Below are 26147 nucleotides of genomic sequence, written 5' to 3' on the forward strand. Positions count from 1 at the left end.
TAGAAAGATGTTTTCCGGCTGTTCGTAAAATACTTTTTATGGCCTCATTCCGTAACTACATTTATCAACGAAAAACGCTTTTTATGTCCATGAACTATGAGAAAATTTTTATCGTCATTAGTTTCCTCTTTACGGTTTTTCTTTTAGTCCCTTATGTTCTTGGGGTCGGACATCAAACGTATGATAATTCAGACGCTGGTTATAAAGGCTTCTTTTTCGCCAATAATGACACGAGTTTTGCCTTTATCGTAAGCATCACATTTACAGCAAGAGCGCTCATTCAAAGACTACAAGGAAAATGGAATTTTCGCCTATTGTTTCTTATCCTCCTTTATGCCGGAAATATGATTTCGCTCTTACTCGTCGGGACAAAAACAGGCATCGTTTATGGCGCGATCGTGAGCATCATCGTTCTCATTCGCCTTCTATTCATCGTCCGCTTTCAGTCGGTGATGCATAAAATTTTTATTTGGCTGATGAGCATCCTTTTAATTGGTTGGGTTCTTCTTCGCGGGCTTTCGTATGCGGGCCAAATGATTGCTGGAACATACGACCGAATGGTTTATTTCTATCATCTTTACGATGGCAACCTTGTTCGCCTTCTCTCCAGCTCAAGAAGTGACTTTTTCGAGGGCGGCCTTCATTACTTTTTAACTAGCCCACATCCCGTTTTTACCATGTTTTTCGGACAGGGATTTGAATATCGCTTAGAAAATTTTGGCCGTCTTGGCCTAATCGAAATGGACTTCTTTGACGCTTTTTTCGGTCTCGGTATTCTTGGCATTTTATTTCTCGTCATATTACTTGGCTACTACGGCGCGATAGCTATCAAAAAAGCGAATCGTTCCATCTATAGTTATTTATTTCTTGTCATCTTGCTTTATAGCTTCTTCGCCGGACACGTCTTATTTTCCGCTCTTTCATCCACTTTTTTAGGGCTCGTTTGTGGCGGGATTATCTTATCAAAGAAAGAATGAGGTTTATTTGAAAAAATTATTAATTCGTTTCGGACAATTTTCAATTGGCTCGCTTGGTGCGGCGCTATTAAACTTAATACTCATCCCCGTTACAACCTACTTTTTAACACCTGCCGAATACGGGAAAACCAGTATGTTTTTACTGGCACAGACACTTCTTATTTATGTGATTTATTTGGGGTTTGACCAAGCCTTTACACGGGAATTCAATTCCTATTCATCGAAAAAACAACTGCTTACGCAAGCGATGTTAACACCCCTTCTTTCATCTGTTGTGCTTATCACACTCATGTGCTTCTTTGCCCCTACAATTTCGAGCTGGCTCTTCGATGACTCTCGTTATCACGTAGCCGTTTATTTACTCGCTTTCTCTAGTGTTTTCCTCATTTTCGAACGTTTTATTTTATTATTTGTTCGTATGGAAAATCGGGCGATTACCTTTTCTATTTATAGTATCGGAGTTAAATTTACGATTTTAGCAGGTACCATTATAGCTTTACTCCTTTTTGAACCTACGTTTATTACGGTCATTTACGGCATGTTAATAGGGCAAATGGTCGGTGATATTTTACTCCTCTTATGTAACTTAAAGCTCTTTCGGAGAGCTACATTTACAATTGATCAAGTGCTTATTAAGCGGCTTGCCAAATTTGGTTTACCCGTTGTCGTCGGGACCTTTCTGTATAGTTTATTTATTATCATCGACAAATTATTTTTACGCTATTTCGCTGACTTTAACGAGCTCGGGATTTATACAGCAGCGTTTAAAGTGGCCAGTGCCCTTATGGTTTTACAGGTCAGTTTTGCCAACTTCTGGATTCCCACTGCCTACGAATGGTACGAGCAGAAAAAGCCCATCTTTTATTATAAAAAGGTGAGTGATGTGGTGATGTTTGGCATTGCGTTCTTCTTTCTTATCATGCTTTTCTTTAAGGACTGGATTGTCTTGATTCTTTCTCCCGCATACAGCGACGCCCAGTATATCTTCCCGTTCCTTTGTTTCTATCCGCTCATGATGACCGTAAGCGAGACGACGAACCTTGGCATCGTATTTTTAAAGAAAAGTGTGCTGAACATCTATGTCTCGGTGATTGCGCTACTTGTAGCCATTGTTCTAAACTTCACGCTCGTCCCCTTATACGGCGCAACCGGAGCCGCCATCGCTACTGGAACAGCGTATATCGCTTTCTTCCTCGCACGGACATTCTTCTCCATGCGAATCTGGGAAGGCTTTTCCGTCAAACGCCATCTCATCGTAACCGGACTCCTTTACGGATTATCACTTTATAGCGTACTATTTAAAGATACTCTTTTGGAAAAAGGCTTGATTTTAGGAGCACTCCTCTTCCTCATCGTCCTTTACCGACAAGATATAAGCCTTGCCGTTCAGTTATTTCAAAAGAAAGGAATGAAAAACGCATGAATATTTTAATGGTCGGTCCTGACCCAGCAGAAAAAGGGGGCATCTCAACCGTTATTTCAAATTTCAAGCAGTATTATTCAAGCGACGAGCATAAACTCTACTTTTTGAGTTCCTGGTCGGGGACAAAAAAATGGCAGACGGAATGGAACGCCATCCGCTCTATCAGGCGAATCATTTCTCAAAAACAAATTGATTTGGTTCATTTTCACGTGGCACAAAAAGGGAGTTTTTTTCGAAAAGCCTTGCTCAAAAAATTAGTTCCCAGCCGTTGTAAAATTATTTTTCATATGCATGCCTCGCAGTTCGATATGTTTTACAAAAATAGCCATCGCCTTATCCAGCTTTTTATCCGCCGCACGTTTAATCAAACGGATCATGTGGTGGTTTTAGGGGAAAACTGGGCGGAATTTTACCGAACGATAACTAAAACGAACGTGTCAGTCATTCAAAACGCGGTTCGTATTCCTGAAAAATCCCTTTTTAACCAAGATGCTCGTACGATTGTGACGTTTGGTCGAATTGGCGAGCGAAAAGGAAGCTATGATCTCCTTCAAGTGGCGGAGCGAATTCAGCCGATGTTTCCAGATGTTCGTTTTGTGCTTTACGGCGATGGGGAGACAGAGAAAGTAACGGCCACCATTCAAAAACTTGGTTTGAAAAATGTCACACTTGGTGGTTGGATTTCAAAAAAAGAACAGGAAGCGATTTTAAAAAATACTTTATTACATTTTCTGCCCTCATATCATGAAGGCCTTCCAATGGCGATTTTAGAAACGATGGCGAGCGGCATTCCAAATCTGTCCACAAATGTTGGCGATATTCGGGACGCCGTTATCCACGGAGAAAACGGGATTTTAACTGCACCAGGCGATGTCCACGAAATGACTAAACAGCTCACAAAATTACTGAATGAACCCCTTCTCTTAGAAAAATATGCAGTATGTGCCAGAGAAAAAATCATACGCGACTTCTCAATTGAAAATTACCACACCAATTGGTCCGCTTTTTACAGCTCAAGCAGAACGTGGTAAAATTTATAATTAAAGAGGGATTTTGTTAATAAATTTACTAGGAGTGTTTTATGCGAATCATTCAATTTTTTAAAGGTATGGCAATGGGAACGGTTGAGACAGTTCCCGGTATAAGTAGCAGTACCGTTGCGATGCTTTTTGGAATTTACGAAAATATAATTGATGCCCTGCACCACCTCACCACTAAAAAATGGAAAGAAAGTCTGCGTTATTTACTTCCTATTCTACTTGGAATGGCGTTTGGAATGGGCATTTCCGTTATTGTCGTTCATTATCTACTGGAAAACTATAATGTTCAGGTGCATGCCTTATTTATGGGGTGTATCCTAGGAATGCTACCGCTTATCTGGCAAAGTGGAAAAAAAATCGGCGATCACTATCAAATCAAACACTTTTTTATCATGGCCTTATTTTTTGCACTTATTTTACTACTCAATTTTTCTTTGGAAGAAACTCACTTTCAAATCGTAAACGCCACTGCGTTTGATTATATGTATCTCTTTTTAGCAGGGTTTCTCGCAAGTATCGCCCTTGTTTCGCCGGGAATTAGTGGTGCACTTATTTTAATGATTTTAGGCGTTTATGAAACGGCGCTTGATGCGCTTGTTCAGCTTGACTTTAAAATTATATTTGTCGTTGCACTAGGCGTTTTAGTTGGTATTCTTGTAACGAGCAAATTAATTCGCTATCTGATTCATACATTTCGGACCGCCTCACATGCTGCTATTTTAGGTTTACTTTCAGGTTCGTTTTTTATTCTTTTTCCAAAAGGAAGTTTTACAGCGTTAGAATTTATTGTTAGCTTGTTTATTCTTCTGATTACGACATTCGCTGTTTACCGATTTAGTTTTAGAGATTAAAAAACCGCACCCTAGGGCGCGGTTTTAACTTTTTTCTTCTAATAAGTCGCTATCATTAAATTTTAGTTTTGCTTCACAGTGCGGGGTTTTCCATTTCAACTTGCGTTCAGTTGATTCGCCGTTTTCTTTTTCAAAAAGGAGTTTGCTACCCTTCTTTAAAAGTGGAATGGCAATTAAAACGCCTACGAGGGTTAAAATAGCAATAAAACCTATAAAGACCAGACTTACACCGATGGCAATGACGAAGGCTTTTTTCAAGAAATGTCCTAAATCAAACTTTTCTTCCAATCTAATCAGCTCCCTATCTTATCGATACATTTATCATATCACGAAACGCTTACTGTCGCGAATGTTACAAGACATGCTGTTCTAAAAAGAGCGCAAGTCCACCTTCATCGTTTGTTTTAGTAACGAAGTCTGCGCGTTCTAAGGCAAGCGGAATGCCATTTTGCATCGCGACACCGGTTTTAGCTAGCATCAACATACCCACATCATTTTCATTGTCCCCAAAAGCAATCGTTTTGTCTAAATCAATATAACCATTTTCTGCTAAATAGTTTAAGCCGTGTGCTTTATCAATTCCCGGATTCATAATATCAATTAAGTTAGCCGCAGAGGCAAGTACAGATAAATTGAAAGTTGAAAGGGTTTCTTTAATTTGTTCACGTTTAGTTGCTTCTTTTTCAATAACTAAAATTTTAAGCGGAAATTCTCCTTCCTGGAGCTCACTAAGTGGATTATTTGTAATGGTGATAGGCACTTGCTCATTTTCAGGAAGGATTTTATTTTGCTCATTAAAAAAAGCAATTTTCCCTGTGTTGGACGGTCCTAAAATCCGTTTTGTTGTATAAAGATGATAATTAACATTTAACGGACGTAGTGTATCTAAAACGCGTTCAATAGTTTCAAGCGCCAAATCACTTTTAAACAAAATCTCCCCTGTTGAAAAATCCCGCACTAGTCCTCCGTTGCATGAAATAACTGGCTTCGTGATATTTAGTTCGTGAATGAACGGTAAAATTGCCAAATCAAGGCGTCCTGTTGCTAAAAATAAGTTTTTGCCATCTTTCTGCCATTCGAGTAGTCGCTCTTTATTACGGGGATGAATAGCGTCTCCTGCACTAACAAGCAGCGTGCCATCCATATCGGTTACAATTGTATCAATCATGTTATCCTCTCAACCTTTCCATTCTTATATTCGTCATTATAGCGAACATTGAACAAGTTGTCACGCTGCGTTATAATCAAAGAAAACAAGTGAAAAGAGGCGCAACATGAATATTCTAATTGTTTATGCTCATCCTAATCCTGATAGCTTAAATGGCGCAATTTTATCCAAAGTAAAGGAATCCATTCATTCTAAACACGCTGTTCAAGTTATTGATTTGTACAAAGAAAATTTCAACCCTTGCTTGTATTTTGATGCTGAAACAAAGCGACGCGACTTAAAAAACGATCCGGAAGTTGGCGATTACCGCGCGCAACTTGTTTGGGCAGAACATGTCATTTTTATTTTTCCAATTTGGTGGAGCGGGATGCCTGCCATTTTAAAAGGTTTTATTGATCGTGTCTTTACAAAAGGTTTTGCTTATTCGTATAAAGGGCTAAAACCCGTAGGCCACCTAAGAAATCGCACGGCCTGGGTCATCACAACCGATGACACACCTAAAATATATACACAACTTTTTCAACATGATTACGGAAAAGTATTACAAAAACAAGTTCTACAAATGTGCGGCTTTAAAAAAGTCCGCCGCTTCTCACTCCCTTTTGTCAGACAAACGAACCAAACAAAACGGGAAGCCTTTTTAAATAAAGTTATGTCACTGTCAAAAATTCTGTAGATAAATTATATAAAAGAGGGCTTCCGCAGAAGCCCTCTTTGCTTGTAGAAAAGTAACAATTTAATCCATTAAAATGCGGTTTCCGTTTGTATAGACATTCATTGTGCCGCTTCGGATAAAGCCAACCGTTGTAATGCCTAGCTCTTCTGCCATATTAATCGCCAGTTCGGTTGGCGCAGAACGTGATAAAATGATGCCGCTACCTAATTTGGCCGTTTTCACTAGAATTTCAGATGAAATACGGCCACTAAAAATGACAATTTTATCTAAAACGGGAATTTCATTTTTCAAACAATAGCCGTAAATTTTATCTAACGCATTGTGGCGCCCAATATCCATACGGCTACATATCAGCCCGTCTGGCGTAGTAAGTCCGGCATTATGAACGCCTCCTGTTTGATGAAATGTGGCGGAACTATTTTCAAATTCATCCATTCGTTCAAAAATTTGTTTAGGGTGAATAAAAATCTCTGTTTCATTATAACTTTCAAGTAAAGAAGCATCGGACTGAAAGTAAAAATTTTCTCTTGATTTCCCACAGCAAGAAGTAATGTAGCGTTTTGAGCGATATTTAGCATTAAATTGATTAACGAAATTAGCTGTCACATACGCGTGCCCAGTCGCTTCAATTATTTCAATATTATCAATATCCGAAATCCCACGAATAACACCCTCCGAAGTTAAAAAGCCAATAATTAAATCCTCTAAATATTCCGGTGTACAGACGATGGTCACAAGTTCTTGTTTATTCACGTAAATGGTTAGAGGATATTCGACCGCAACTTCTGCGGTTTGCTCACGCTTTTCTCCATTTTCAAAACGAATAATTTTTTTCCGCACACTCACATCCATCGTACTTTTAACCCCTTTCTAAAGAAAGCCTCCAACAAATTTGGAGGCTTTCAGACTGCTGACAAATGGTGAGACTCTAGGCAGTGCCGAGTACCGGAGCGGAGCGTACTCGAGTACGTGAGCACCGGAACGGAAGCACTAACAACGAAGATTGCCGTTTGTCAGCAGTCTGGACTTTGGTCTTATTTCAACTGTTTACCCATTTCTTTTAAAAATGTAACTCCGTAACGCAATGTTCGGTTAACATCTGGATCTTTAAGTGCCTTCATTAATCCAAAAAGCCCTAGGATTTCTTCATTTTTTGCTGCCGTATCTGCCGCCTGCGTCGCATTTTTGATATTCTCAAGCATTTTTTCAGTCGTTTCCGGTTTTGTATCTGTTAAAAGTTGACTTGATAACATTAAATTGTTTATTGCATTTGTAATTGGTTCTTTTCGCCACTCATTTAAAAGTGTTTTAGTGATATCTTCTTTTGCCTTCATCGCACTATTTACGGCTTCAAGTGCACCTGAATCGTTTAGTAGTTTTACAAGTTCAAGCATTTCAAGAAAGCCAGATTCGTCAGATGCAATACTGCTTTTCAGCTCAGCCAGGCGGATTTTTTCCAACTCCTCTTTACTTGGGCTTGTATCACGAATTTTTGATATTGGTTCAGCCATTTTCTTTCTCTCCTTTACAGCCACAGCTTCCGCCGCATGCACAGTTTACTTTAGAAATTGGATCATAATCGCTTCGTTTCCATTTCCGTTCCACCTCAACCCCGTTTTGCGGGAATCGTTTGCGGTTTCGCGGATTATGATCAGGCAGCGGATTTTTTCCAACTTTCTCAAGAACCTGCATAGCTACTTTTGTTTGCTTATAGGCTGGCGTTTTCGTCCGCACATCGCCGGCACTTGATGTTAACAAGTTTACCGCCGTTTCGCTACTGACAGAGTGCATTGGCACGTAAACTTCATTACCTTTCATGCGGTCCGTCACAACTGCCCGAAGCTTGATTTTACCGTAAGGAGAGCTTAAACGCACAAGTGAGCCACTTTCAATCTCGCGTTTTTTCGCAAGTTCAGGTGAAACTTCAACAAATACTTCTGGGAGCTTATAATCAAGACCTTTCGATTTATCCGTTAAATTCCCTTCGTGGAACTGCTCAAGCAATCGCCCGTTGTTAAGCTGTAAATCATATTCTTCCGGGAACTCAATCGGCGGAATATATGGTAAAGTTGAGAATTGTGCTTTTCCATCAGGGAAGTTAAAACGCTCTTTGTATAAAAGGGGCATATCTTGACCTGACTCATCAACCGGCCAAACGAGACTACTGAAGCCCTCTAAACGGTCGTAGCGAACCCCGCGGAAAAACGGAGCTAGACTAGCGATTTCATCCATAATGTCACTTGGATGTTCGTAGTTCCAATCAGCACCACATGCGCGCGCCACTTCTTGCGTAATCCACCAGTCGGGTTTTGAATCCCCAAGCGGTTTCATGACTTCATACAAGCGCTGTACGCGCCGTTCCGTATTTGTAAATGTCCCTTCTTTTTCTAAGGAAGGCGCGGCCGGTAAAACAACATCCGCAAATTGCGCCGTTTTAGATAAGAAAACATCTTGAACAACAAAGAAATCTAATTTCGCGAGCGTTTCCTGTACGTGATTCACGTTTGAATCCACCCACGCCATTTCTTCACCAACAAGATACATCGCATGTAATGTTCCCGCTTCAATCGCATCAAGCATTTCATTATTTTTTAGACCTGGTTTGTCGGAAATCGAAACGCCATATGCAGCTTCAAAACGCGCCCGAACCTCATCATCGCCTAGTGGCTGAACACCTGGCAAGACATTTGGAAGTGACCCCATATCGCAAGCGCCCTGAACATTATTATGTCCTCGTAGCGGATATGCACCCGCGCCTTTTCGCCCAAAGTTTCCTGTTACAAGAAGTAAGTTGGCGATAGCGGAAGAGGTGTGCGAGCCCGCGATATTTTGCGTTACGCCCATTCCCCAACAAACGGATGTGCCGTCTGCCGCGTGTACCATTTCTGCGATTTCTTTTAGTGTATCGACCGTAAGACCCGTTTCTTGTTCGGCATATTCTAATGTAAATGGCTCAAGGAAGGCCAGATAGTCGGCTACATTTGAAATTCGATTATTCATAAATTCGGCATCATGCCAATTTTGGTCAATGATATATTTCGCAACGGCAGTTAGCCATACAAAATCCGTCCCTTGTTTCGGATGAATAAATTTATCTGCGCGTTCTGCCATTTCATGACGGCGCAAATCAGAAACGAGCATTTTAGCCCCATTATATTTCTGCGCTCGTTTAATTCGGCTTGCGATAACCGGATGCCCATCAGCCGGTGAACAGCCAACTAGAATGATAAGTCCAGCTGATTCAATGTCATCCACGGTGCCAGAATCGGCTCCGATGCCGACAGTACGTGTTAGCCCGTCAGAGGCAGGCGCCTGACAATACCGTGAGCAGTTATCGACGTTATTTGTCTCAAAAACTTGGCGAGCGATTTTTTGCATCAAATAATTCTCTTCGTTTGTTGTTTTAGATGAACTGATAAAGCCAAGCGCATCGTTACCGAATTTCGCCTGTGTTTCGCGTAAGCGCGTGGCAACTGTTTGAAGCGCCTCTTCCCAGCTGACCGGCACAAATTCATCCCCTTGTCTAACAAGTGGGGACGTAAGCCGCTTGTCACTATTAACAAAATCCCAGCCGAATTTTCCTTTTACACATGTCGCGAATTTATTAACCGGCCCTTCGCCAGTCGGTTCTACTTTTAAAATTTTACGATCTTTCGTCCACACTTCAAACGTGCAACCTACACCGCAAAACGTACATACCGTTTTCGTTTTTTTCGTCCGCGTATCTCGCATTGCCGCTTCCATTTCAGAAACTGCAAATACCGTTTGATAGTTCGGTTCCACTTTTTTAACCATGTCAATCATAGGTTCAAGCACATCTTCGTCTAAACCAGTCATAAAACCAGCTTGTCCAAGCATTGATTTTTCCATCATCGCATTACATGGACACACGGTAGAACAAAGTCCACAAGACACACATGAAGACAAGTTTGCGGGCCGGTCATCATCCCAAATAACCCGTGGCTGTTCGCGCTCCCAGTCAATCGAAAGCGTCTCATTTACCTGTACGCTTTGGCAAGCTTCAACACATCTCCCACACAAAATGCATTGGTCGGGGTCATAGCGATAAAACGGGTGTGAAAAATCATTTAAATATCCTTTTTCCCGATAAGGTCTCTTTTGCCCTTCAATTCCTAGTAATTCAGTTGTATTATGTACGCGACAATTCCCGTTATTGTTATCGCAAACTGTACAATAAAGCAGATGGTTTTCTAAAATTCGGTCCATTGCTTCAAGTTGCGCATCTGTCGCTTTTTCTGAATCTGTCTGAATATCCATTTCTTCTTTAAATTCAGTGCTACATGCACGAACTAGTTCCCCGTCCACCTCACACATACACGTATCGCAAGACTGGATAGGCCCCATTTGCTCACTATAACAAATATGTGGATGTTTCATTTCTTTTTCATTCAAATAATCTAAAATTCTTTTTCCTGAGTCAACTTCATGTTCCGCCCCATTAATCTTGACGGTGATTTTTGTCTCCATGACTTTTCCTCCTCCATCATTCGCTCTAAATAGAAAACGATTACACTCTTTACATTATAACAGCAATTATGTGAAATTTACAGCCAAAACCATAATTGAGAATGGTTATCAAACGTTATAGCTATGCGATTTCTGAGAACAAAAAACTTAGTGAAAAATCGTCTATAGTTTCATGGTCATAGGGCTACTCCTCTCATGCCCTAATTGAAATCGAATTGCCCATTTATTTATCCATAAATAATAAAACCGAAAACCAAGTTTATTCCTTTATTCAAAAAGGCTTTGTAACTTGATTTTCGGTTCTATTTTTTTGATACCTTTTTTATTGCGTCTACACTATTTTTGTTCCGTGAAGTTCAGTAGCGCCTGTTTTCTGCGCTATCTCTTGCCAATTTTCGCTTGTAATTCCACCACCGGGTAGAATCGTAATCCGATTGTTTGCATACTGAATATATTCACGCCAAACAGGGATTACTTCTTCTGGCGACAAATGTCCGGCACCTCCGTGGGTTAAAATGCGGGTAAATCCATTTTCTGCGAGCCAGTCAATTGCCATTTTTTTGTCTGTTTTCAGCTCATCAAAAGCCATGTGAAATGTGAATTCTGCATCTATTTCGTGCATTAGTTCTTTCATTTGCGTCTTATTCAGTTCACCTGTTTCTGTAAGGCAACCAAATACAAATGCTTTAATGCCAATAGACTGATAGGCTTCTAAATCGCGACGCATCATACTAATTTCCGCAGCCGAATAGCAAAAATTTCCTCCGCGTGGCCGAAGCATCGCTACTACCGAAACCCCCGCCTCACTCGCTTTTTTTTGAACAAATTCCGCTACGCCTATGCTGACTGAAGTGCCACCTTTTGCTAGATTATCACATAGCTCAACTCGTTTGGCACCATTTCGAATAGCACTTTCTAGTGAATCATGATTTTCAATACAAAGCTCCTTTATGACCATTACTATCACCTAATAATGGAATATCCGGTCAGCATATAAATCTTCCAAAGCGAAATTATATTCGTAACCGCCATCAATATTCGCACTTCGATAAACTGGTGGTGTGTAGCCTTTTTCAATCATCATTTGCACCGCTTCATAAATGACTTGTTGCAGTAATAGCACTGCTGAGAAGGACGATGTACCACAAACTTTCCCTTCTAGTCCGGGGAGTTCAAGCGCGGCATCACCGAATTCGGACTTATTATCTAATACGACATCACCAAATTCATATAGTAGTTTCCCAGAAGAATGCCTTGATGTTGATGCTTTTGAAGCATCTAGTGCGGTTACGACCACTAGTTTGTTGCCGCTACTTTTCACCCATTCCGCGAGCTCAATACTCATTGGATTACGTCCTGAATTTGAAATCAGGAAGAATATATCATTTTTTTTAGCTTGCATGCGATGTGTTAAAAGTTTTCCAACACCTTCAATGGATTCATACATCCCACCAGCTGGATCAAAAATGACTTTTGAAGGAATTAGACCTCCTGCGCGCCCGCAAATTTCAATTGCCGCCGCGTATGAGTGACCACTTCCAAAGGCTTGTAAAATACCGCCATTCATAATACCTTCTGCCACTAGGCTTGCTGCTTCGTGAATATTATCTTTTTGTGTTTTCTCCAAAACATTTGCCAAATCTCGTGCTTTATCAAAAAAAGTTAATCCCATGTTTTCTCCTCTTTCCTCTATCCAAGTATTTTTAAGTTATATAAAACTATCGCCAGAACCATCACTAGTAAAATTGCTTTTGTGGAGGTCATTTTTTTATAGCCCAGCAACATATAAATGAGCCCGACAAGCAAGGCAGGGACGAGCGCCGGCATAATTTGATCTAACATTTCTTGCATTTTTAGCTCGACTTTTCCAGATTTATATACGTACGGAACGGTCGCATGAATAACTGTCGGAATCAAGGCCCCAACAACGGTTACCCCGAGAAGTATAGCTGAATCGGTTAACGCGTTAAGTCGGTCCGCAAATTCATTAACAAGTTTTGCGCCTTGGCTATATCCAAGTGGAAGAAGTGTAAAACGCACACCGATAACGAGGATATTTACAATCATCCAAATAATAACGCCTGTCACATTCCCCTGTAATCCCATATAAGCTGCAATGGAACCAAATATGGTCGGTAAAATGACACCAAAAATGGTATCACCAACTCCAGCAAACGGCCCCATCAGACCGGTTTTTATCCCCGTTACGACTTCTTTAGATGCCATTTTCTCGCGTTCTTCAATAGCCATGTCAATCCCTAAAATTAGACCACCAACCATCGGATTAGTATTAAAAAATTGATTATGCATGTGCATCATTTCTTTTTGCTCGTCATCTTTTGGATATAGTTTTCGAAGTGTTGGCAAAATGGAATAGAGGTAGCCTGTTGACATCATTCGCTCATAGTTCCAACAGATTTGACTACATAGGAGCCATCTAACGTTTGCCGCTAGCAAATCTTTTTTCGTCACAACCTTATCAAACTCGAACTCAGTCTTCGTATTCGCCATCTTCATTCTCCTCTCCTACTAAACCAGCTTCTCCAGCTAATGCGGGTTCTTTTTTATTAAAATTTTGTTTAAAGTAGATAATCGCAAGCGCTGTTCCGATCAAAGCAACGCCTAGCATCGGCACCTTTAAATAAGCCGTTGCCACAAAACCAATAATGAGATATGCCACAAATTTACCTGTTGGCAAGTAGCGCAGTAATATCGCAATCCCGACAACCGGCAAAATACCGCCGGCCACTTTTAAGCCGCCCATTAGCCAGTCGGGCATCGTGTTTAAGATAAAATCAACAACGCCTTGCCCAAATGTAATCATAATAAAAACCGGAAGGGCTCTTGATAGCGCCCATGGGAATGCCCCGTATAAAATATTCCGTTTTACAGCCGTAATATTTCCTTTATCAATGTTTGCATCAATTCGGTGCAAGAAAAATGTATTTGTAAACCGGGCTAAAATGTCTAATTGTACCATAAGTAGCCCTACAGGTACCGCGAGTCCAATTGCAAATTCCGCATCTTGACCAGAAAGCACTGCAAATACTGTTCCAACTATCGCACCTGTTGTGAAATCGGGAATTGATGCGCCACCGTAAGTGCCAACCCCTAGTACCATAAGTTGTAAAGTGGCTCCAATCGCAAGACCTAAAGTTACATCTCCCATAATCAAGCCGGCAATCGTTCCAGTAATAACAGGAAAATTTAATCCGATTACAAGCGTTAGCGCATCTAAAATTGTTAGTGCTGAAAGGATAACAAGTAATACAATTTGCCAAATCGCTAAATCCATCTAACTCCCTCCTTTTATTTTTTGAGTAAATTTTGAAAAGGGACTTCTTCTTCACTCGGAACCATCTGCGCTGTCAATTTAATCCCTTTTTTAACAAAATAATCGAAATTTTCCAAATCTTCTTCTGTCACACTTACTGATTTTTTGATTTGCTTGCTGTCTTTTTTGGTTGACATATTCCCCACATTTATTTGCGGAAGCGTAACACCTCCGTCCACAAGTTCTTTTAAAACGCGCGGGTTTTTAACGATTAAAAAGACTTTTTGCCCGATATATTTATCTGCTAAAATATTTTTAATTGCACCCTGCGATGTTAAAATGCTTAGCTTTACGCCGCTTGGAACTGCTGTTTTTAATGCTGTCTTTTCGATTTCACTTTTTACAACACCATCATCTACAATCATAATTCGTGTCGCTTTTATCGTGTTGGTCCACATCGTTGCGACCTGCCCATGAATTAAACGCTCATCAATACGTACATGAATAATTCCATTGGAGCTCATTCCTCTTCCTCCCCTCATCACTTTGGACTAAAAACTGGTTTTTAGGTTGAACAATTGTTAGCATTTCTTTCGCACCATGTATTGCGCTATCCGTTGATTCTCCTAAACTAAGCTGCAACGCGAGGCTAAGTGATAATCCTGAAACAATGGCGACATCCGGAAACTCCGTTTGAACAATGAGTGCAGCATTTGCAGGTGTCCCACCAATAAAATCAACAATAACAGCGCTTACATTATTTTCTTCACAAATCTGGCGGTACGTTCCAGAAACATTTTCCACACTCATATCTTCTGTAAATGAAACTGCGTGAAATAGCTCTGTCTGGCCAGTAATCATTTGGCAACTTTCCTTAATTGCCACTGCGTACTGACCATGACCAGCTAAAATATATGCCATTTTATCACCCTCCTAATCTTTTTTCTTTTGAATTTCAATATAGTAAAAATCGTGTTTTACAAAACTTTCGACATATTCAAATGGTTTATTTTCCGGAATATACGTAATTCTTTCCATACGATACACGGGACTATTAACGGGAACACCTAGAAGCTCTGCTACTTCAGAATTTGAAATAGGAAACTCAATTTGGATTTTTTCTTTCATCGCCTCGTTTAAAATATCAAAACCATATAATTTCTTTAGCTCCTCGGATAACGTTATAAAGCGATTTAAATCTGTAAAATCAATATTTAACAAATTGCTTTTTGCAATATAGTTATTTTGAATTGCCCAAGGTGTATCGCCAAACATTCTGACACGTTTAAAATGGACAATACGATTTTCTGGTTGAATTTGTAACCTCTCAGCTATTCTCGCATCTGTTATTTCTTCAATAGAAATTACTTTTGTAAATTCTTCATGCAATTTTTTATCGCGCATAAAATTGGTATCTTTATAATTCGGAAATGAATTATATTCATTGAATAGTACCTCTTTATTTTGTACCGACTTGCTAACAAATGTCCCTTTCCCTTGAAACCGCGTTAAAAGACCTGCCCGTACTAACTCTTGAAGTGCTCGAACAACTGTCGTGTTGCTGACATTGTATTTCTTTTTCAACTCACCTTCTGAATAAATTTTTTCACCTGGTTGGAAAACACCATCTGTAATTTGTTGCTTGAGATCATTAATAATCACCATGTATTTTGGTTCTACCATCGTTTCCATCCCTTCTTTTCTATCTAATACGTTAACACGTTAAATTTATCGTATCACGAAGCTATTAGGATGTAAACGCAAAGACAACTTACCGTTATAACCGGTTAACACGTTAAGTTAATTTTAATATAACATGTTTCTCACTCAACTGCAAGCGCTTTCTTTAATTTTATACCTTGAAAAATTAAAAAAGAACAGCTAAAATGATTCTAATTACATCAAACTAGAGGAGGCAACTATGACACAAGCTACTAAAAATTTATGGGCGTTATGTTTTTCAATTCTTTCTTTTTTTATTCCTTTTGGCTTTCTTATTTCAATTTCCACCTATTTCATTAGTCGGAATTCCATGCGCATAGAAACGACCAGTATCAATAAAGCAACAAATATTTTATCGATTATTAGCATCATTTTTTCAATACTTGCTACAATTTCTGCTATAATTGGTTTTGTTGCATTTTTTAGTAACTAAATACATAAAAAAATCGAGGAGTATAGCCTAAAAGGCAAACACTGCTCGATTTTTTATCCTCATCAACTATTCGAAATTCTTACTTACCAAATATATTCTTAACCGAATCCAGCAATTCCCCAGCGCCACCTAGTTGTTCGGTTACTTGGTCTACCACATTATTCACCGGCTCACTCACATTTTGGGCAATTTCTTCGGGATTCAATTTTTCCGTCACATTTTGAACCGTCTCTCCGGCATTTTCCGTTACATTTTGTACAGATTCTTCAGCATTTGTAGCCACATCAGAAACTTTTTCCGCACTTCCTCCAAGGAGTTCATTTACTTTGTCACCAGCTAGATTTTTTAAACTATCGAAAAGTGGCAATAGACTTCTCTCCTTTACCTTTTGATTATTCGTAGTATAGCATAGATTTTTTAAAATTCTTGTTTTTGCAACAAAAAGTAATGAGGACGTAAGATTCTTTACAATTAACCTTCTAAAAGCCCCTTTTGTTGTAAATCGAAAAAATGTTCATAAAAGGCGCCTTCACGAAGACCATACTGTGAAAACACAAGCCTATCAGAATCCAAAAAACGCATTAGCGCGATAAGTGGCGCCATACCTGCCGTAATAATATCCGCTCTATCACGAGAAAGTCCGCCAATATCTCCGCGACCTTTTAAATCTTTCGACACGACCTCTTTAAATATGTCATATACTTCAAAATCGCGCATTTTAAATCCGTGTAAGTTCTCAAAATCTAAAATTTCGCGCCTGCGCCGTTCGATTTTCGCTATCGTTCGATTACTCCCGCCAAGTGCTACAATTGGCAAATTATGTCCCCGTCGCAGCCACCAAACGCCCGTATATAATTTATCCATGAACGTCATAAGTTCAAACAAATCGCCCGCAGAAATAATATCTTTTTGCGTAAAACGTTCACTTAAATTGACCGCCCCATAAGGCAAACTAATTAAATTGACCGCTCGACCATTTTGGACTAAAACGAGCTCCGTGCTCCCCCCGCCAGTATCTATCACAACACAATTTGTGATTGGTAACGTATTTATGATACCTAAGTAATCGTAATACGCTTCCTGCGTGCCCGCAATCACTTCAAGTTCAATATTCGCATCCTTTTTAATGCGCTCTAAAAACTTCTTTTGATTCGTCGCCTGACGCGTGGCAGCCGTTGCAAGCGCCCTTAAAGTTAGCGATTCAAATTCAAGACTTTTTTCTTTAAACTGCTTCAGAGCCTCAATCGTTCGTTTTATCGCATGATCCTGTAGTATTTTTTCCTCTCCCATCTTTTCAGATAACCGAACCATTTCTTTTTCTTGGCAGACTACTTCAAACGTCGCGTCATCATTTATTTTAGTAATCGTCATCCGTGCCGAGTTTGACCCCAAATCAATTACACCAAAATGTTCCATCCCTATTCCTCCTCATTTTTCGGCCCGCTAATAGGCTTAAATGTCCGTACTTTTCTTTTTTTAGCGGCACGCTTTTCGACCGCCTTTTTTGCACTGTAATCGATAAACAATTCTTGGACATTAAACGCTGGCTTTCCGCGTTTGTCGACATTTTGGTATGTGCCATCCGCTAAAAGTTTTCGAGTTTTCACATTATCATGAAACATTTCCATAAACTCCAGTTTAATTTGCTCCCGAATAGCTGAATCGCGAATCGGAAACATTAACTCTACCCTCCTGTTTAAATTACGATGCATCAAGTCCGCACTCGAAAGATAGAGTAAATCATCACCAGCCGCGCCAAAATGATAAATCCGACTATGTTCTAAAAAGCGCCCCACAACCGAGTGAACCTCGATATTCTCACTCAAATCAGGCACACCAGGCTTTAAGCAACAAATGCCTCGCACAATAAGCTTGATTTTAACCCCCGCAGCCGAAGCCGCATAAAGCGCCTCAATCATTTCCGAATCAGATAAAGAGTTCATTTTCATATGAATAAAGCCGGGTTTCCCTTGTCTAACCGCTTTTATTTCGCGCTCTATAAGGTCAAGAAGCGTGTCGCGTAACCAAAGCGGCGCAATCACAAGTTCATAGAAAAATGGCGGTTCCGAATAGCCTGAAAGCATATTAAAAATATTGGTTGCATCAATTCCCATTTCTGCATTAGCCGTTAAAATGCCCATGTCCGTATAAAATTTTGCCGTGATATCATTATAATTGCCCGTTCCCATGTGCATATAACGCCTGATTCCATCTTCCTCACGCCGCACCACAAGCGTCAACTTGCAGTGCGTTTTAAGCCCCACTAACCCATAAATAACATGACATCCCGCCTTTTCAAGCTCTTGCGCCCAGTGAATATTATTTTCCTCATCAAAGCGGGCTTTTACTTCGACAAGTACCGTCACTTGCTTCCCGTTTTCAGCCGCCTCACCTAAATACTTAATAATCGGCGAATCACCCGATACTCGGTAAAGTGTCATTTTAATCGCCAGCACAGCTTCATCTGTAGAGGCTCTTCGAATAAATTCAATAACAGGATCAAAAGAATCGTAAGGATGGTGAAAAAAATAATCTTTTTCTTTAATTTTCGCAAATAAATCTTGCATTAAATCCGCCTCTACATAAGACTTAAAAGGCTCGTATAAAAGCGTTTCATCATTTACCGCACTCGCCATTTTATTTAAAAAAGTTAAGTCGATTGGCCCTTTTATGGGGTAAATATCTTCTTCACTCACCTTAAGCGCTTTAACCAATCTTTTGTTTAAATGTTTACTAATATTTGCGTCTACCTCTAAACGAATAACATTGCTACGTTCACGCTTTTTAAGTTGCTCTTCAATCTCTTTTAGTAAATCGGAGGTGTCTTTTTCAGCGACATCCATGTCCATATTTCGCATCACCCGATAACATGCGGCTTCTTTAATTTCATAGCCTACAAAAAAGCGATTTAAGTAATGGATGAGGATCTCCTCGAGTAGAATAAAATCGTGTTCGCCTTCTAAAGAGGGGAGTTTCACTACACGTTTGAAAATGGTTGGCACTTGAATGGTTGCAAATTCTTTCTTTTTCGGGTTACCTTCTTTATGAATAAAGGCTGCGATATTAATACTTGTGTTTACAATCAGCGGAAATGGTCTAGAGGAATCAACCGCCATGGGAGTGACAACAGGATAAACCTCTTGTTCAAAAAAATGATGAACAAAAGTTTGTGCCCGCGAAGAAAGCTGCTCCATTTTGAGCAAGCGAATTTGTTTCTCCTGCAGCCGCTTTACGAGCGTCCGGTTCCATGTGCGGTAGCTTTTATCCACCATTTTATGTGTCACTTCTGCGATTTCAGCTAGCTGTTCCTTCGGTGTAAGCCTAGCTGCATCGCGGTCTGTATAGCCAACAGACACCATCTTTTTCAAACTTGCTACGCGCACCATAAAAAACTCATCCAAATTGCTAGCGGTTATCGCTAAAAATTTAATTCGCTCCAAAAGAGGATTGTTTTTATCCCGTGCCTCTTCTAATACGCGGTCATTAAACGCCAGCCAGCTCAATTCACGATTAATGAAGTTTACCTGTTCTTCACTCATTTTTGACCACCCTTTTCTTTCAAATGAGGTTTAATTCCATATACTTCTTCAAAAAACCCCGATTTTTCCGCGAAAGTCCACTTTTCAAGCATTAAATCATCATCCGCCCAAACAGAAATTAAAACCTGCTCTTTTTTTAAAGAAATCGAGATTTTCGTCACTTTTTGTTGGTGGCTATCATCAAGAGAATCAGCCAGACGCAAAATAGCGGTTAATTTCGCCGTGGTTAACCGACTTTCGGTGGGAAGCTTCTCAAAATGATGTAAATTAAGCGATGGCGTCTCCGTGCTGTGGTAACGGGCAATCGCCCCGACCATTTCAAGTTCCTCTGTCGATAAACCGAGAATTTCTGTCGCTAAAATAATATATTCTGAATGCGCATAATGATTATTCATATCAATATAACTTCCGATATCTTGTAAAATTGCCGCAATCTGTAAAAGCAATCTTTCCCGTTTTGAAAGCCCGTGAATCGGTTTTAATTGATCAAAAAGATGAATAGCGAATTTCTCCACCGCTTCCGCATGCTTTTGATCTGTCATATAACGAAGCGCAATGTTCCGCGCAGAAGTTACAATATCCTGCGTAAAATCATGTGTGAGCGTTAAACTTTTCCGCCGAATCATCTCCGCCACTAAAATGCCGTCCACAAGTTCCGCATCCGAAAGTAAAATTTCTTCCGCTTTTGTCACCTTAAGAAGCTCTTTCAGTAGCATGGCAGAAGGTAATAACTGCGAAATCGAATCAAAAGAAAGTTCATATTTTTTGGCTAAAACTTTTTCCGGGGTTTCCAGTATATGCGCATAAAGCGCTTCAAAATAGGCTTCTGTAATTTTATCTTCTGCTTTCTCCCAAAACGCCCTTTTAAAGAAAAGTAAATCTGTTCCAATTAAAATAAAATGCTTATACGATACATCTTTAGGGGCAAACTGCGCATAATCTCGTATTTTACTAAAAATAAAATCTTCCAATAAATCAGCAAAATTACTTGTTCTCTCTTTTAATTCTGCTAAGAGTTCCCGTACACGAAGTGGGCCAAGCTTTATATTTCTAGAAAACATAAAATTCCCTTCATCGTAAACTGTTAGTTGTATACTCCCCGTGCCAATATCAATTAACATGGTTCCTTCTTTTATAAGTTCGTTAAAATTGGGCGTTCCATTTGCTGCCGCCTGGCTGTGTAAAAAGCGCTCTTCTGAATTGGATAGCCACTCTAACTCAAGGCCCGTTTGGAGGCGAATTTGTTCTCTCACATATTCCGCATTGGAGGCTTCTTTTATCGCCGAAACAGCTACAGCCCGGCTCTCTGTAATATCATATTCCTTCATGCGACTTACAAATCCCTCAAGCGCTACGGATGTTTCTTCAACCGTTTCAAGTCCAATTTTTCCTCGGTTAAAAATATCTGTTCCAATGGATACTTCCGCTTTTATGTACTCCAAAACGGTTTGTTTTCGCATATCTATAATTTTCAAAATCGCGTTTTGTGAACCGACTGTAATGGCAGCAAACCAATTTGTACTCACGAACTTCACCTCCCGTGTTTCTTACCTGTATATATCCCTTTTGGGAGGAAGACTAACCTTTTTTCATCAAAAAAAAAGAAGGCCTAAAGCCTCTTTATAAAGATTCATCATCCCACTTTGTATAATAAAATAGCCCGATGAGTAGCGCCAAAACGCTTGCAAACGGCCGGATGTGGAAGGATGTGTATGAACTTGCAAATACAAAACCCATAATAGCCGAAAAAGCAGCTAGGAATAGGGAGAGAAACATTAAAAAAGAATGATTTTTCTTATTAAAAAAAGAAAATAACACCAATAAGGATGAGTAAAATAGAATTTATCCAGCCCGCGACTTCTGTTAAGCGACCAGAGAATTCGAATAAATTATAAGTTGGAAAATAAATCCCACTATTTTGCACTTCACCAATCGCACCGAAAATGGCCACAAATACGAGCAAGACACCTGTTATTTTCTTTACCATATATATCCCTCATTTAAAAACCAGTTTATATTCATTATACACGAATCTAGCTTTTTTAAACGCAAAACAAACCAATGCGGAAGAAAAAGGAAGACCGCATTGGTTCTAAAAGGGAGATTTACATCTCTTGAAAAAGGGGTGTGTTATTAGCTTGTAACCCTATACTAAACTGTACTTTTTACAAGACTATGTAGAAAGTATGAATATTAAATGAACATTTTTTATTCTTGGCTCAGTTCTTTTTCTCGTGCGATTGTTGCGCTGACGCTATGCATAACCGCCGCAACAAACGCATCGTCCATTAAACTGCTTACTCCGGCGATTGTTGTACCACCAGGCGAACATACTTGGTCTACTAAGTCATAAGGGTGACGCTCACTTTCTAAAATCATTTTGGAGCTACCAACAACGGCTTGTGACGCCACACGAAGCGCCTCTTTACGCTGCAAACCCGCTTTCACCCCTGCACGTGCAAGAGCATCAATAAAGATATAAATGAACGCTGGTGAGCTTCCTGCTATCGCGGTAAATGCGCTAAAGTTCTTTTCTTCGATAAAAGCCACTTCCCCAACGGCCGAAAATATTGTTTCTACTGCTTTTTCGTCCTCTGTTGTAGTAAGTTCATTTCCACAAATCCCCGTCATGGACTCCCCGATAGTCGCGTTCACATTTGGCATTACTCGCATGATTTTCAAGTCAGATCCAGCAAGGCTAGCCAGTGTCCGGAGATCAAGCCCCGCCGCAATAGATACAACGAGCGGTTTATGTTCCGAAAGAACCTCCTTTAAATCAGGTAAAATAAGTTCAAAGACATATGGCTTAACGGCAAGCACTACAATATCAACGGCACGAATTAATTCCGCCGCCGTTTGTTTTATCATAACACCCGTTTCTTTTGCCAGCGCCTCCGCTTTTGTAACGGTTCGGTTATAAATAAAAATATCGGCCGCATCCGTTTCCTTCACCAAGCCACGAATAATCGCCGAAGACATGTTTCCAACACCAATAAATCCTATTTTCATCCTAAAAAACTCCCTTCAAGTACAAAATAACGTCCATCTTCCGAAAAACCTTCTGAAACCTTTTTAAAAACCCATTTTTTTATAAAAAAGTAACGCCTTTTCATTCTCCGCTACACATTTTAAAGCAAACGTGGCTTTCGAAGTTTTAAGTGCCGCTAAAAGCAGCTCCCTGCCAACCCCACTGCCCCTCGCATTTTGATTGACATACAAGTGGTGAATAAAATGCTCTGGCTCAAAAATCCCGACAAACCCTAAAATATCGCCCGAATTTTCCATGACGAGCACAAGCTCCCCGTCTGTATCCCGGTCAAAATCCATTTCCGAAAGAGTCTCTTGTTTCGTCCAACTAAAATCCATACCACGAACTTCCTTGTAAAGCGTTCGGAGCGCATCCAAATCAGCCTTTTCCATCTTACGAATTTGCAATAAAATGCACCTCTCATTCTTTTCCACTATACCAAAAGTTCCAAATTTGAACAATAAAAATCCCATTCCAATTGGAACGGGATTTTCATCAAAGTCCATTAAGACTCTGCTTCATTTTTTTCATATTTTTTAACAACAGCATCTTTTGGACGATCTTTAATAAAGAAGCTCAAAATCATGCCGATGACTGAGAAAATAACTGCCACAAGGAAAGCGGCCGTCATACCATTCAAGCTGGCATCCAAGGCTTTTTGCGCAAATTCTTGCGGATTCGTAGCCATCAGTGATTTTCCTGGCATATTATCATTCGTCACGTTAGTAAGAACCGTAATTAAAACGGCTGTTCCAATCGAACCGGCAATTTGACGAAGCGTATTATTAACCGCAGAACCATGATTAATTAGCTCATTCGGTAAAGCATTCATCCCAGCCGTTCCAACTGGCATCATAACCATTGAAATCCCTAAGAAACGAATCGCATAAAAGAGCATAATATACCAAAGTGGCGTATCTGCCGTTAGGAAAATAAACGGAATCGTTCCGGCCGTTAAAATTGTCAGCCCGGTAATTGCAAGTAATTTCGCACCAATCTTATCAAAAATAATCCCCGTTATCGGACTCATAATCCCCATAACAAGTGCTCCCGGTAAAAGAAGTAAACCGGATTGTAGTGCCGTCTCACCACGAATATTTTGAATATAAAGCGGTAAAACAATTTCTGCCCCAATCATCGCCATCGTGACAATCGAACCTAAAACGACAGATAATGAGAACATCGGATAACGAAATACCCGGAATTCAAGCATAGGATTTTCAATTTTTAATTGACGAAGTACAAAAAGGAAGATTACGACAACACCTACAATAAGCGTCGTAATTACCGTTGCGTCTGACCAACCATCGTTCCCCGCAGAACTAAAACCGTAAAGCAAAGAACCAAATCCAATCGTGGATAAAATAATGGATAAAACATCAATACGCGTATCTTTTAGATTCACCACTTTTTTCATACCGAAAAAAGCTAGAATAATAATCAAAAGCGGCAATTGGAATCAACACCCAAAACAGGATATGCCAATCGTATGAGTCAACAATCCAACCAGATAAAGTCGGTCCAATTGCAGGTGCAAAAGCGATAACTAAGCCCATAATCCCCATTGCAACCCCTCTTTTTTCGCGAGGGAAAATAAGTAAGAAAATGGTTTGAAGTAGCGGCATCATAATCCCTGCACCGGCCGCCTGAACGATTCGACCTGTTAATAAGGCTGGAAATGAGCCCGCTAAGGCCGCAATAATAGTCCCGATTGTAAAAACAACCATGGCTGTAATAAATAATACTTTTGAACTGATTTTTTCAATTAAAAGCGCTGTAATAGGAATCATAATCCCATTTGTTAGTAAGAAGGCTGTAGTAAGCCATTGTCCTGTAGCCGCCGTGATGTCTAAATCTTTCATAATCATCGGTAGCGCTGTTGCAAGTAACGTTTGGTTTAAAACGGCAACAAATGCCCCAATCACCATCGTTACCACGAGAAGATTTCGATTAAACGGCTTCCCATGAACATCTACAGGTTTTTCTGCTGCGATAGTATTCAATTATAATTCCCCTTCCTTCATCCGTTTTCCAAATGAATAAGAGTAGTATAATCTAATAAAACTAATAAGTCAACAAAAAATGACCTACCCGTACATTTTTTTATAAAAGTGAATTAATTTGCGCCTCGAGAACCTGAATTTCTCGGTCTAATGCTTTTGGTGCCTGCTGTTTCAAATAAAGCAGTGCTCCTTGAATCATAAAGTCCCTTGGTGTCTCCCGATTATTAATTTCCGATAACAAAGCGTTTAGCGACTCTTTATACTGCCACTTATCCGACTCAGCCACTTCCTGCATCTCAATTTTATTTAAAAGGGTATCAATTGTCTTTCGTAACTCTACCATTCTGCGCTTTTTAATATCTAAGTGGTTAGGAATAAAACACGCCACATCATCCTCTGTAATCAAAATATCGCCTGTTTTCTTCAAATCCAAAACAATCGCATCCATCCGGTTAAGCACATACCATACAACGTCCTGTATCCGTCGATCCTTCTCCTCCGTTTTGGATGAAGCAAAAACAAACATAAACATCATCCCAGTTATAAGCATCGTCAAATCATTTACATACGGCCGCGTATCCTCTCCGTACACAAGTAAAATTTGATTCTTTATCCATTCCAAACTTCTTAAACGCACGCCTGTCAAAAATTGATTAAAATCATCATCAATCATGGCCTGAGAGAAACTAATATTTAAAATTTCAGCATTCTTCATATGAAAATTAATCAGAAGTTCCACACAAGTTGCAAAATTATCTTTCAACTCCCGCGTCTGATCCCCCATTTCACGGTCCAATTTCTGATAAAGCACTGAGTATTCTTGTTTGAAAATGACAATAGCGAGCTCTTCCTTTGAAGTAAAATAATTATAAAATGTCCCTTTTGAAATTTCACTTGCTTCGACTATATCTGCTACAGAAGTTAATAAATAGCCTTTTTTTCGAAAAATATTTTTCGCTTCTTTTATAATCCGCCGCTTTTTATCTTTCAAAATTTCAACTCCCTTGGTTTTATACTACTAGTATAATAAAAAAAGACAATTAGTTCAATTAAATTTTATTCAACAAAAAAACCTCACAATAACTTGTGAGATTTTCAACCATTTTATATACAATGTCGATGCCGGCTGCAAGAGTCGAACTCGCGACCTACTGATTACAAATCAGTTGCTCTACCAACTGAGCTAAGCCGGCCTGCTAAGAAGTTATACATATCCAAGAAGCCACTTGCCGGGTTTGAACCGGCGACCTCTTCCTTACCATGGAAGCGCTCTACCAACTGAGCTAAAGCGGCATCTAATAGCGCATAAAAAATGGCTCCACAGGCAGGACTCGAACCTGCGACCGATCGGTTAACAGCCGATTGCTCTACCAACTGAGCTACTGTGGAATAATACAATTGCCCGGCAGCGACCTACTCTCACAGGGGGGAAGCCCCCAACTACCATCGGCGCAGAGAAGCTTAACTACCGTGTTCGGGATGGGAACGGGTGTGACCTTCTCGCCATAGCTACCAGACAAAAGAA

General features: G+C 39.9%; 25 protein-coding genes, 3 tRNA genes, 1 rRNA gene and 1 pseudogene. 5 read left to right on the top strand and 25 right to left on the bottom strand.

Annotation, left to right across the window (positions count from 1 at the left end; genetic code table 11):
- The 4 genes from LFLEISCH_RS11305 to LFLEISCH_RS11320 form a co-directional block, all read left to right on the top strand.
- A partial coding sequence (locus LFLEISCH_RS11305) for an O-antigen ligase family protein (protein WP_007476611.1) occupies positions 1-977 on the top strand: 977 nt, incomplete at its 5' end.
- A gap of 7 nt (positions 978-984) precedes the next feature.
- Positions 985-2400, top strand: a complete 1416-nt coding sequence (locus LFLEISCH_RS11310) for a lipopolysaccharide biosynthesis protein (protein ID WP_007476612.1) — start codon at positions 985-987, stop codon at positions 2398-2400.
- A complete protein-coding gene (locus tag LFLEISCH_RS11315; protein ID WP_007476613.1) occupies positions 2397-3431 on the top strand; it encodes a glycosyltransferase family 4 protein in 1035 nt (344 codons plus the stop codon). The genes LFLEISCH_RS11310 and LFLEISCH_RS11315 overlap by 4 nt, the downstream gene beginning before the upstream one ends.
- 50 nt (positions 3432-3481) lie before the next feature.
- Positions 3482-4291 carry a DUF368 domain-containing protein gene (locus LFLEISCH_RS11320; protein ID WP_007476614.1) on the top strand — a complete coding sequence of 270 codons (810 nt, stop codon included), beginning with the start codon at positions 3482-3484 and terminating at the stop codon, positions 4289-4291.
- Positions 4292-4315: 24 nt separating this feature from the next.
- On the opposite strand, the gene LFLEISCH_RS11325 is transcribed toward LFLEISCH_RS11320, so the two are convergent.
- Both LFLEISCH_RS11325 and LFLEISCH_RS11330 read right to left on the bottom strand, forming a co-directional pair.
- On the bottom strand, positions 4316-4579 hold the full coding sequence (locus LFLEISCH_RS11325) for a hypothetical protein (protein ID WP_007476615.1): 264 nt from the start codon (positions 4577-4579) through the stop codon (positions 4316-4318).
- A gap of 64 nt (positions 4580-4643) precedes the next feature.
- Positions 4644-5459 carry a Cof-type HAD-IIB family hydrolase gene (locus tag LFLEISCH_RS11330; RefSeq protein WP_007476616.1) on the bottom strand — a complete coding sequence of 272 codons (816 nt, stop codon included), beginning with the start codon at positions 5457-5459 and terminating at the stop codon, positions 4644-4646.
- Between the two features lie 106 nt (positions 5460-5565).
- On the opposite strand from LFLEISCH_RS11330, the gene LFLEISCH_RS11335 reads away from it, so the two are divergent.
- The gene (locus tag LFLEISCH_RS11335; RefSeq protein ID WP_007476617.1) at positions 5566-6135 is read left to right on the top strand and encodes an NAD(P)H-dependent oxidoreductase; all 570 of its coding nucleotides are present in this window, start codon (positions 5566-5568) and stop codon (positions 6133-6135) included.
- Positions 6136-6195: 60 nt separating this feature from the next.
- Here the strand turns inward: LFLEISCH_RS11335 and fdhD are convergent, their stop codons facing one another.
- The 23 genes and pseudogenes from fdhD to rrf all read right to left on the bottom strand — a co-directional run bounded on the left by fdhD (position 6196) and on the right by rrf (position 26139).
- A complete protein-coding gene (gene fdhD / locus LFLEISCH_RS11340; protein ID WP_007476618.1) occupies positions 6196-6987 on the bottom strand; it encodes a formate dehydrogenase accessory sulfurtransferase FdhD in 792 nt (263 codons plus the stop codon).
- 182 nt (positions 6988-7169) lie between these two features.
- The gene (locus tag LFLEISCH_RS11345) at positions 7170-7646 is read right to left on the bottom strand and encodes a helical membrane plugin domain-containing protein (RefSeq protein ID WP_007476619.1); all 477 of its coding nucleotides are present in this window, start codon (positions 7644-7646) and stop codon (positions 7170-7172) included.
- On the bottom strand, positions 7639-10623 hold the full coding sequence (fdhF, locus tag LFLEISCH_RS11350) for a formate dehydrogenase subunit alpha (protein ID WP_007476620.1): 2985 nt from the start codon (positions 10621-10623) through the stop codon (positions 7639-7641). The genes LFLEISCH_RS11345 and fdhF overlap by 8 nt, the downstream gene beginning before the upstream one ends.
- Positions 10624-10954: 331 nt before the next feature.
- Positions 10955-11581 (bottom strand): copper homeostasis protein CutC, encoded by a 627-nt coding sequence (locus tag LFLEISCH_RS11355; RefSeq protein WP_007476621.1) that lies wholly within the window; start codon positions 11579-11581, stop codon positions 10955-10957.
- 9 nt (positions 11582-11590) lie between these two features.
- Positions 11591-12295 (bottom strand): SIS domain-containing protein, encoded by a 705-nt coding sequence (locus LFLEISCH_RS11360; RefSeq protein WP_007476622.1) that lies wholly within the window; start codon positions 12293-12295, stop codon positions 11591-11593.
- Between the two features lie 17 nt (positions 12296-12312).
- Positions 12313-13140 (bottom strand): PTS system mannose/fructose/sorbose family transporter subunit IID, encoded by an 828-nt coding sequence (locus tag LFLEISCH_RS11365; RefSeq protein WP_099048772.1) that lies wholly within the window; start codon positions 13138-13140, stop codon positions 12313-12315.
- A complete protein-coding gene (locus LFLEISCH_RS11370) occupies positions 13115-13918 on the bottom strand; it encodes a PTS mannose/fructose/sorbose/N-acetylgalactosamine transporter subunit IIC (RefSeq protein ID WP_007476624.1) in 804 nt (267 codons plus the stop codon). Before LFLEISCH_RS11370 ends, LFLEISCH_RS11365 begins: the two co-directional genes overlap by 26 nt.
- Positions 13919-13932: 14 nt before the next feature.
- The gene (locus LFLEISCH_RS11375) at positions 13933-14421 is read right to left on the bottom strand and encodes a PTS sugar transporter subunit IIB (protein WP_007476625.1); all 489 of its coding nucleotides are present in this window, start codon (positions 14419-14421) and stop codon (positions 13933-13935) included.
- A complete protein-coding gene (locus tag LFLEISCH_RS11380) occupies positions 14387-14818 on the bottom strand; it encodes a PTS sugar transporter subunit IIA domain-containing protein (RefSeq protein ID WP_007476626.1) in 432 nt (143 codons plus the stop codon). The genes LFLEISCH_RS11375 and LFLEISCH_RS11380 overlap by 35 nt, the downstream gene beginning before the upstream one ends.
- Before the next feature lie 12 nt (positions 14819-14830).
- Positions 14831-15580 (bottom strand): GntR family transcriptional regulator, encoded by a 750-nt coding sequence (locus LFLEISCH_RS11385; RefSeq protein ID WP_007476627.1) that lies wholly within the window; start codon positions 15578-15580, stop codon positions 14831-14833.
- A 551-nt stretch (positions 15581-16131) separates the two neighbouring features.
- A complete protein-coding gene (locus tag LFLEISCH_RS11395) occupies positions 16132-16419 on the bottom strand; it encodes a hypothetical protein (protein ID WP_007476629.1) in 288 nt (95 codons plus the stop codon).
- Between the two features lie 104 nt (positions 16420-16523).
- A complete protein-coding gene (locus tag LFLEISCH_RS11400) occupies positions 16524-17468 on the bottom strand; it encodes a Ppx/GppA family phosphatase (RefSeq protein ID WP_007476630.1) in 945 nt (314 codons plus the stop codon).
- A 2-nt stretch (positions 17469-17470) separates the two neighbouring features.
- Positions 17471-19591, bottom strand: coding sequence for an RNA degradosome polyphosphate kinase (locus LFLEISCH_RS11405; RefSeq protein WP_007476631.1), 2121 nt, complete (start codon positions 19589-19591; stop codon positions 17471-17473).
- Entirely contained in the window at positions 19588-21117 is a 1530-nt protein-coding gene (locus LFLEISCH_RS11410) for a Ppx/GppA phosphatase family protein (RefSeq protein WP_007476632.1), read from the bottom strand. Before LFLEISCH_RS11410 ends, LFLEISCH_RS11405 begins: the two co-directional genes overlap by 4 nt.
- Positions 21118-21389: 272 nt before the next feature.
- Complete coding sequence (locus LFLEISCH_RS11415; protein WP_007476633.1) at positions 21390-21578, bottom strand: hypothetical protein; 189 nt, start codon at positions 21576-21578, stop codon at positions 21390-21392.
- Positions 21579-21799: 221 nt separating this feature from the next.
- Positions 21800-22600 carry a pyrroline-5-carboxylate reductase gene (proC, locus tag LFLEISCH_RS11420; RefSeq protein WP_007476634.1) on the bottom strand — a complete coding sequence of 267 codons (801 nt, stop codon included), beginning with the start codon at positions 22598-22600 and terminating at the stop codon, positions 21800-21802.
- Positions 22601-22663: 63 nt separating this feature from the next.
- Positions 22664-23125 carry a GNAT family N-acetyltransferase gene (locus LFLEISCH_RS11425; protein ID WP_007476635.1) on the bottom strand — a complete coding sequence of 154 codons (462 nt, stop codon included), beginning with the start codon at positions 23123-23125 and terminating at the stop codon, positions 22664-22666.
- A pseudogene (locus tag LFLEISCH_RS11430) lies at positions 23125-24622 on the bottom strand (DHA2 family efflux MFS transporter permease subunit). Before LFLEISCH_RS11430 ends, LFLEISCH_RS11425 begins: the two are co-directional and overlap by 1 nt.
- Before the next feature lie 100 nt (positions 24623-24722).
- Positions 24723-25613: a TetR/AcrR family transcriptional regulator gene (locus LFLEISCH_RS11435; RefSeq protein WP_007476636.1), complete on the bottom strand. Its 891-nt coding sequence runs from the start codon at positions 25611-25613 to the stop codon at positions 24723-24725.
- Between the two features lie 129 nt (positions 25614-25742).
- Positions 25743-25815: transfer RNA gene (locus tag LFLEISCH_RS11440), tRNA-Thr, on the bottom strand.
- Between the two features lie 27 nt (positions 25816-25842).
- A tRNA-Thr gene (locus LFLEISCH_RS11445) sits at positions 25843-25915 on the bottom strand.
- Between the two features lie 20 nt (positions 25916-25935).
- A tRNA-Asn gene (locus tag LFLEISCH_RS11450) sits at positions 25936-26011 on the bottom strand.
- A gap of 11 nt (positions 26012-26022) precedes the next feature.
- Positions 26023-26139, bottom strand: a 5S ribosomal RNA gene (rrf, locus tag LFLEISCH_RS11455).
- Positions 26140-26147: the final 8 nt, after the last annotated feature.

Source organism: Listeria fleischmannii subsp. fleischmannii LU2006-1, assembly GCF_000344175.1.
Classification (GTDB): domain Bacteria; phylum Bacillota; class Bacilli; order Lactobacillales; family Listeriaceae; genus Listeria; species Listeria fleischmannii.

Coding starts and splice junctions, on each gene's coding strand:
- LFLEISCH_RS11315 (WP_007476613.1), top strand. CDS start 2,397: ATGAATATTTTAATGGTCGGTCCTGACCCAGCAGAAAAAGGGGGCATC.
- LFLEISCH_RS11320 (WP_007476614.1), top strand. CDS start 3,482: ATGCGAATCATTCAATTTTTTAAAGGTATGGCAATGGGAACGGTTGAG.
- LFLEISCH_RS11330 (WP_007476616.1), bottom strand. CDS start 5,459: ATGATTGATACAATTGTAACCGATATGGATGGCACGCTGCTTGTTAGT.
- LFLEISCH_RS11335 (WP_007476617.1), top strand. CDS start 5,566: ATGAATATTCTAATTGTTTATGCTCATCCTAATCCTGATAGCTTAAAT.
- fdhD (WP_007476618.1), bottom strand. CDS start 6,987: ATGGATGTGAGTGTGCGGAAAAAAATTATTCGTTTTGAAAATGGAGAA.
- LFLEISCH_RS11345 (WP_007476619.1), bottom strand. CDS start 7,646: ATGGCTGAACCAATATCAAAAATTCGTGATACAAGCCCAAGTAAAGAG.
- fdhF (WP_007476620.1), bottom strand. CDS start 10,623: ATGGAGACAAAAATCACCGTCAAGATTAATGGGGCGGAACATGAAGTT.
- LFLEISCH_RS11355 (WP_007476621.1), bottom strand. CDS start 11,581: ATGGTCATAAAGGAGCTTTGTATTGAAAATCATGATTCACTAGAAAGT.
- LFLEISCH_RS11360 (WP_007476622.1), bottom strand. CDS start 12,295: ATGGGATTAACTTTTTTTGATAAAGCACGAGATTTGGCAAATGTTTTG.
- LFLEISCH_RS11365 (WP_099048772.1), bottom strand. CDS start 13,140: ATGAAGATGGCGAATACGAAGACTGAGTTCGAGTTTGATAAGGTTGTG.
- LFLEISCH_RS11370 (WP_007476624.1), bottom strand. CDS start 13,918: ATGGATTTAGCGATTTGGCAAATTGTATTACTTGTTATCCTTTCAGCA.
- LFLEISCH_RS11375 (WP_007476625.1), bottom strand. CDS start 14,421: ATGAGCTCCAATGGAATTATTCATGTACGTATTGATGAGCGTTTAATT.
- LFLEISCH_RS11380 (WP_007476626.1), bottom strand. CDS start 14,818: ATGGCATATATTTTAGCTGGTCATGGTCAGTACGCAGTGGCAATTAAG.
- LFLEISCH_RS11385 (WP_007476627.1), bottom strand. CDS start 15,580: ATGGTAGAACCAAAATACATGGTGATTATTAATGATCTCAAGCAACAA.
- LFLEISCH_RS11400 (WP_007476630.1), bottom strand. CDS start 17,468: ATGGAACATTTTGGTGTAATTGATTTGGGGTCAAACTCGGCACGGATG.
- LFLEISCH_RS11405 (WP_007476631.1), bottom strand. CDS start 19,591: ATGAGTGAAGAACAGGTAAACTTCATTAATCGTGAATTGAGCTGGCTG.
- LFLEISCH_RS11415 (WP_007476633.1), bottom strand. CDS start 21,578: ATGGTAAAGAAAATAACAGGTGTCTTGCTCGTATTTGTGGCCATTTTC.
- proC (WP_007476634.1), bottom strand. CDS start 22,600: ATGAAAATAGGATTTATTGGTGTTGGAAACATGTCTTCGGCGATTATT.
- LFLEISCH_RS11425 (WP_007476635.1), bottom strand. CDS start 23,125: ATGGACTTTGATGAAAATCCCGTTCCAATTGGAATGGGATTTTTATTG.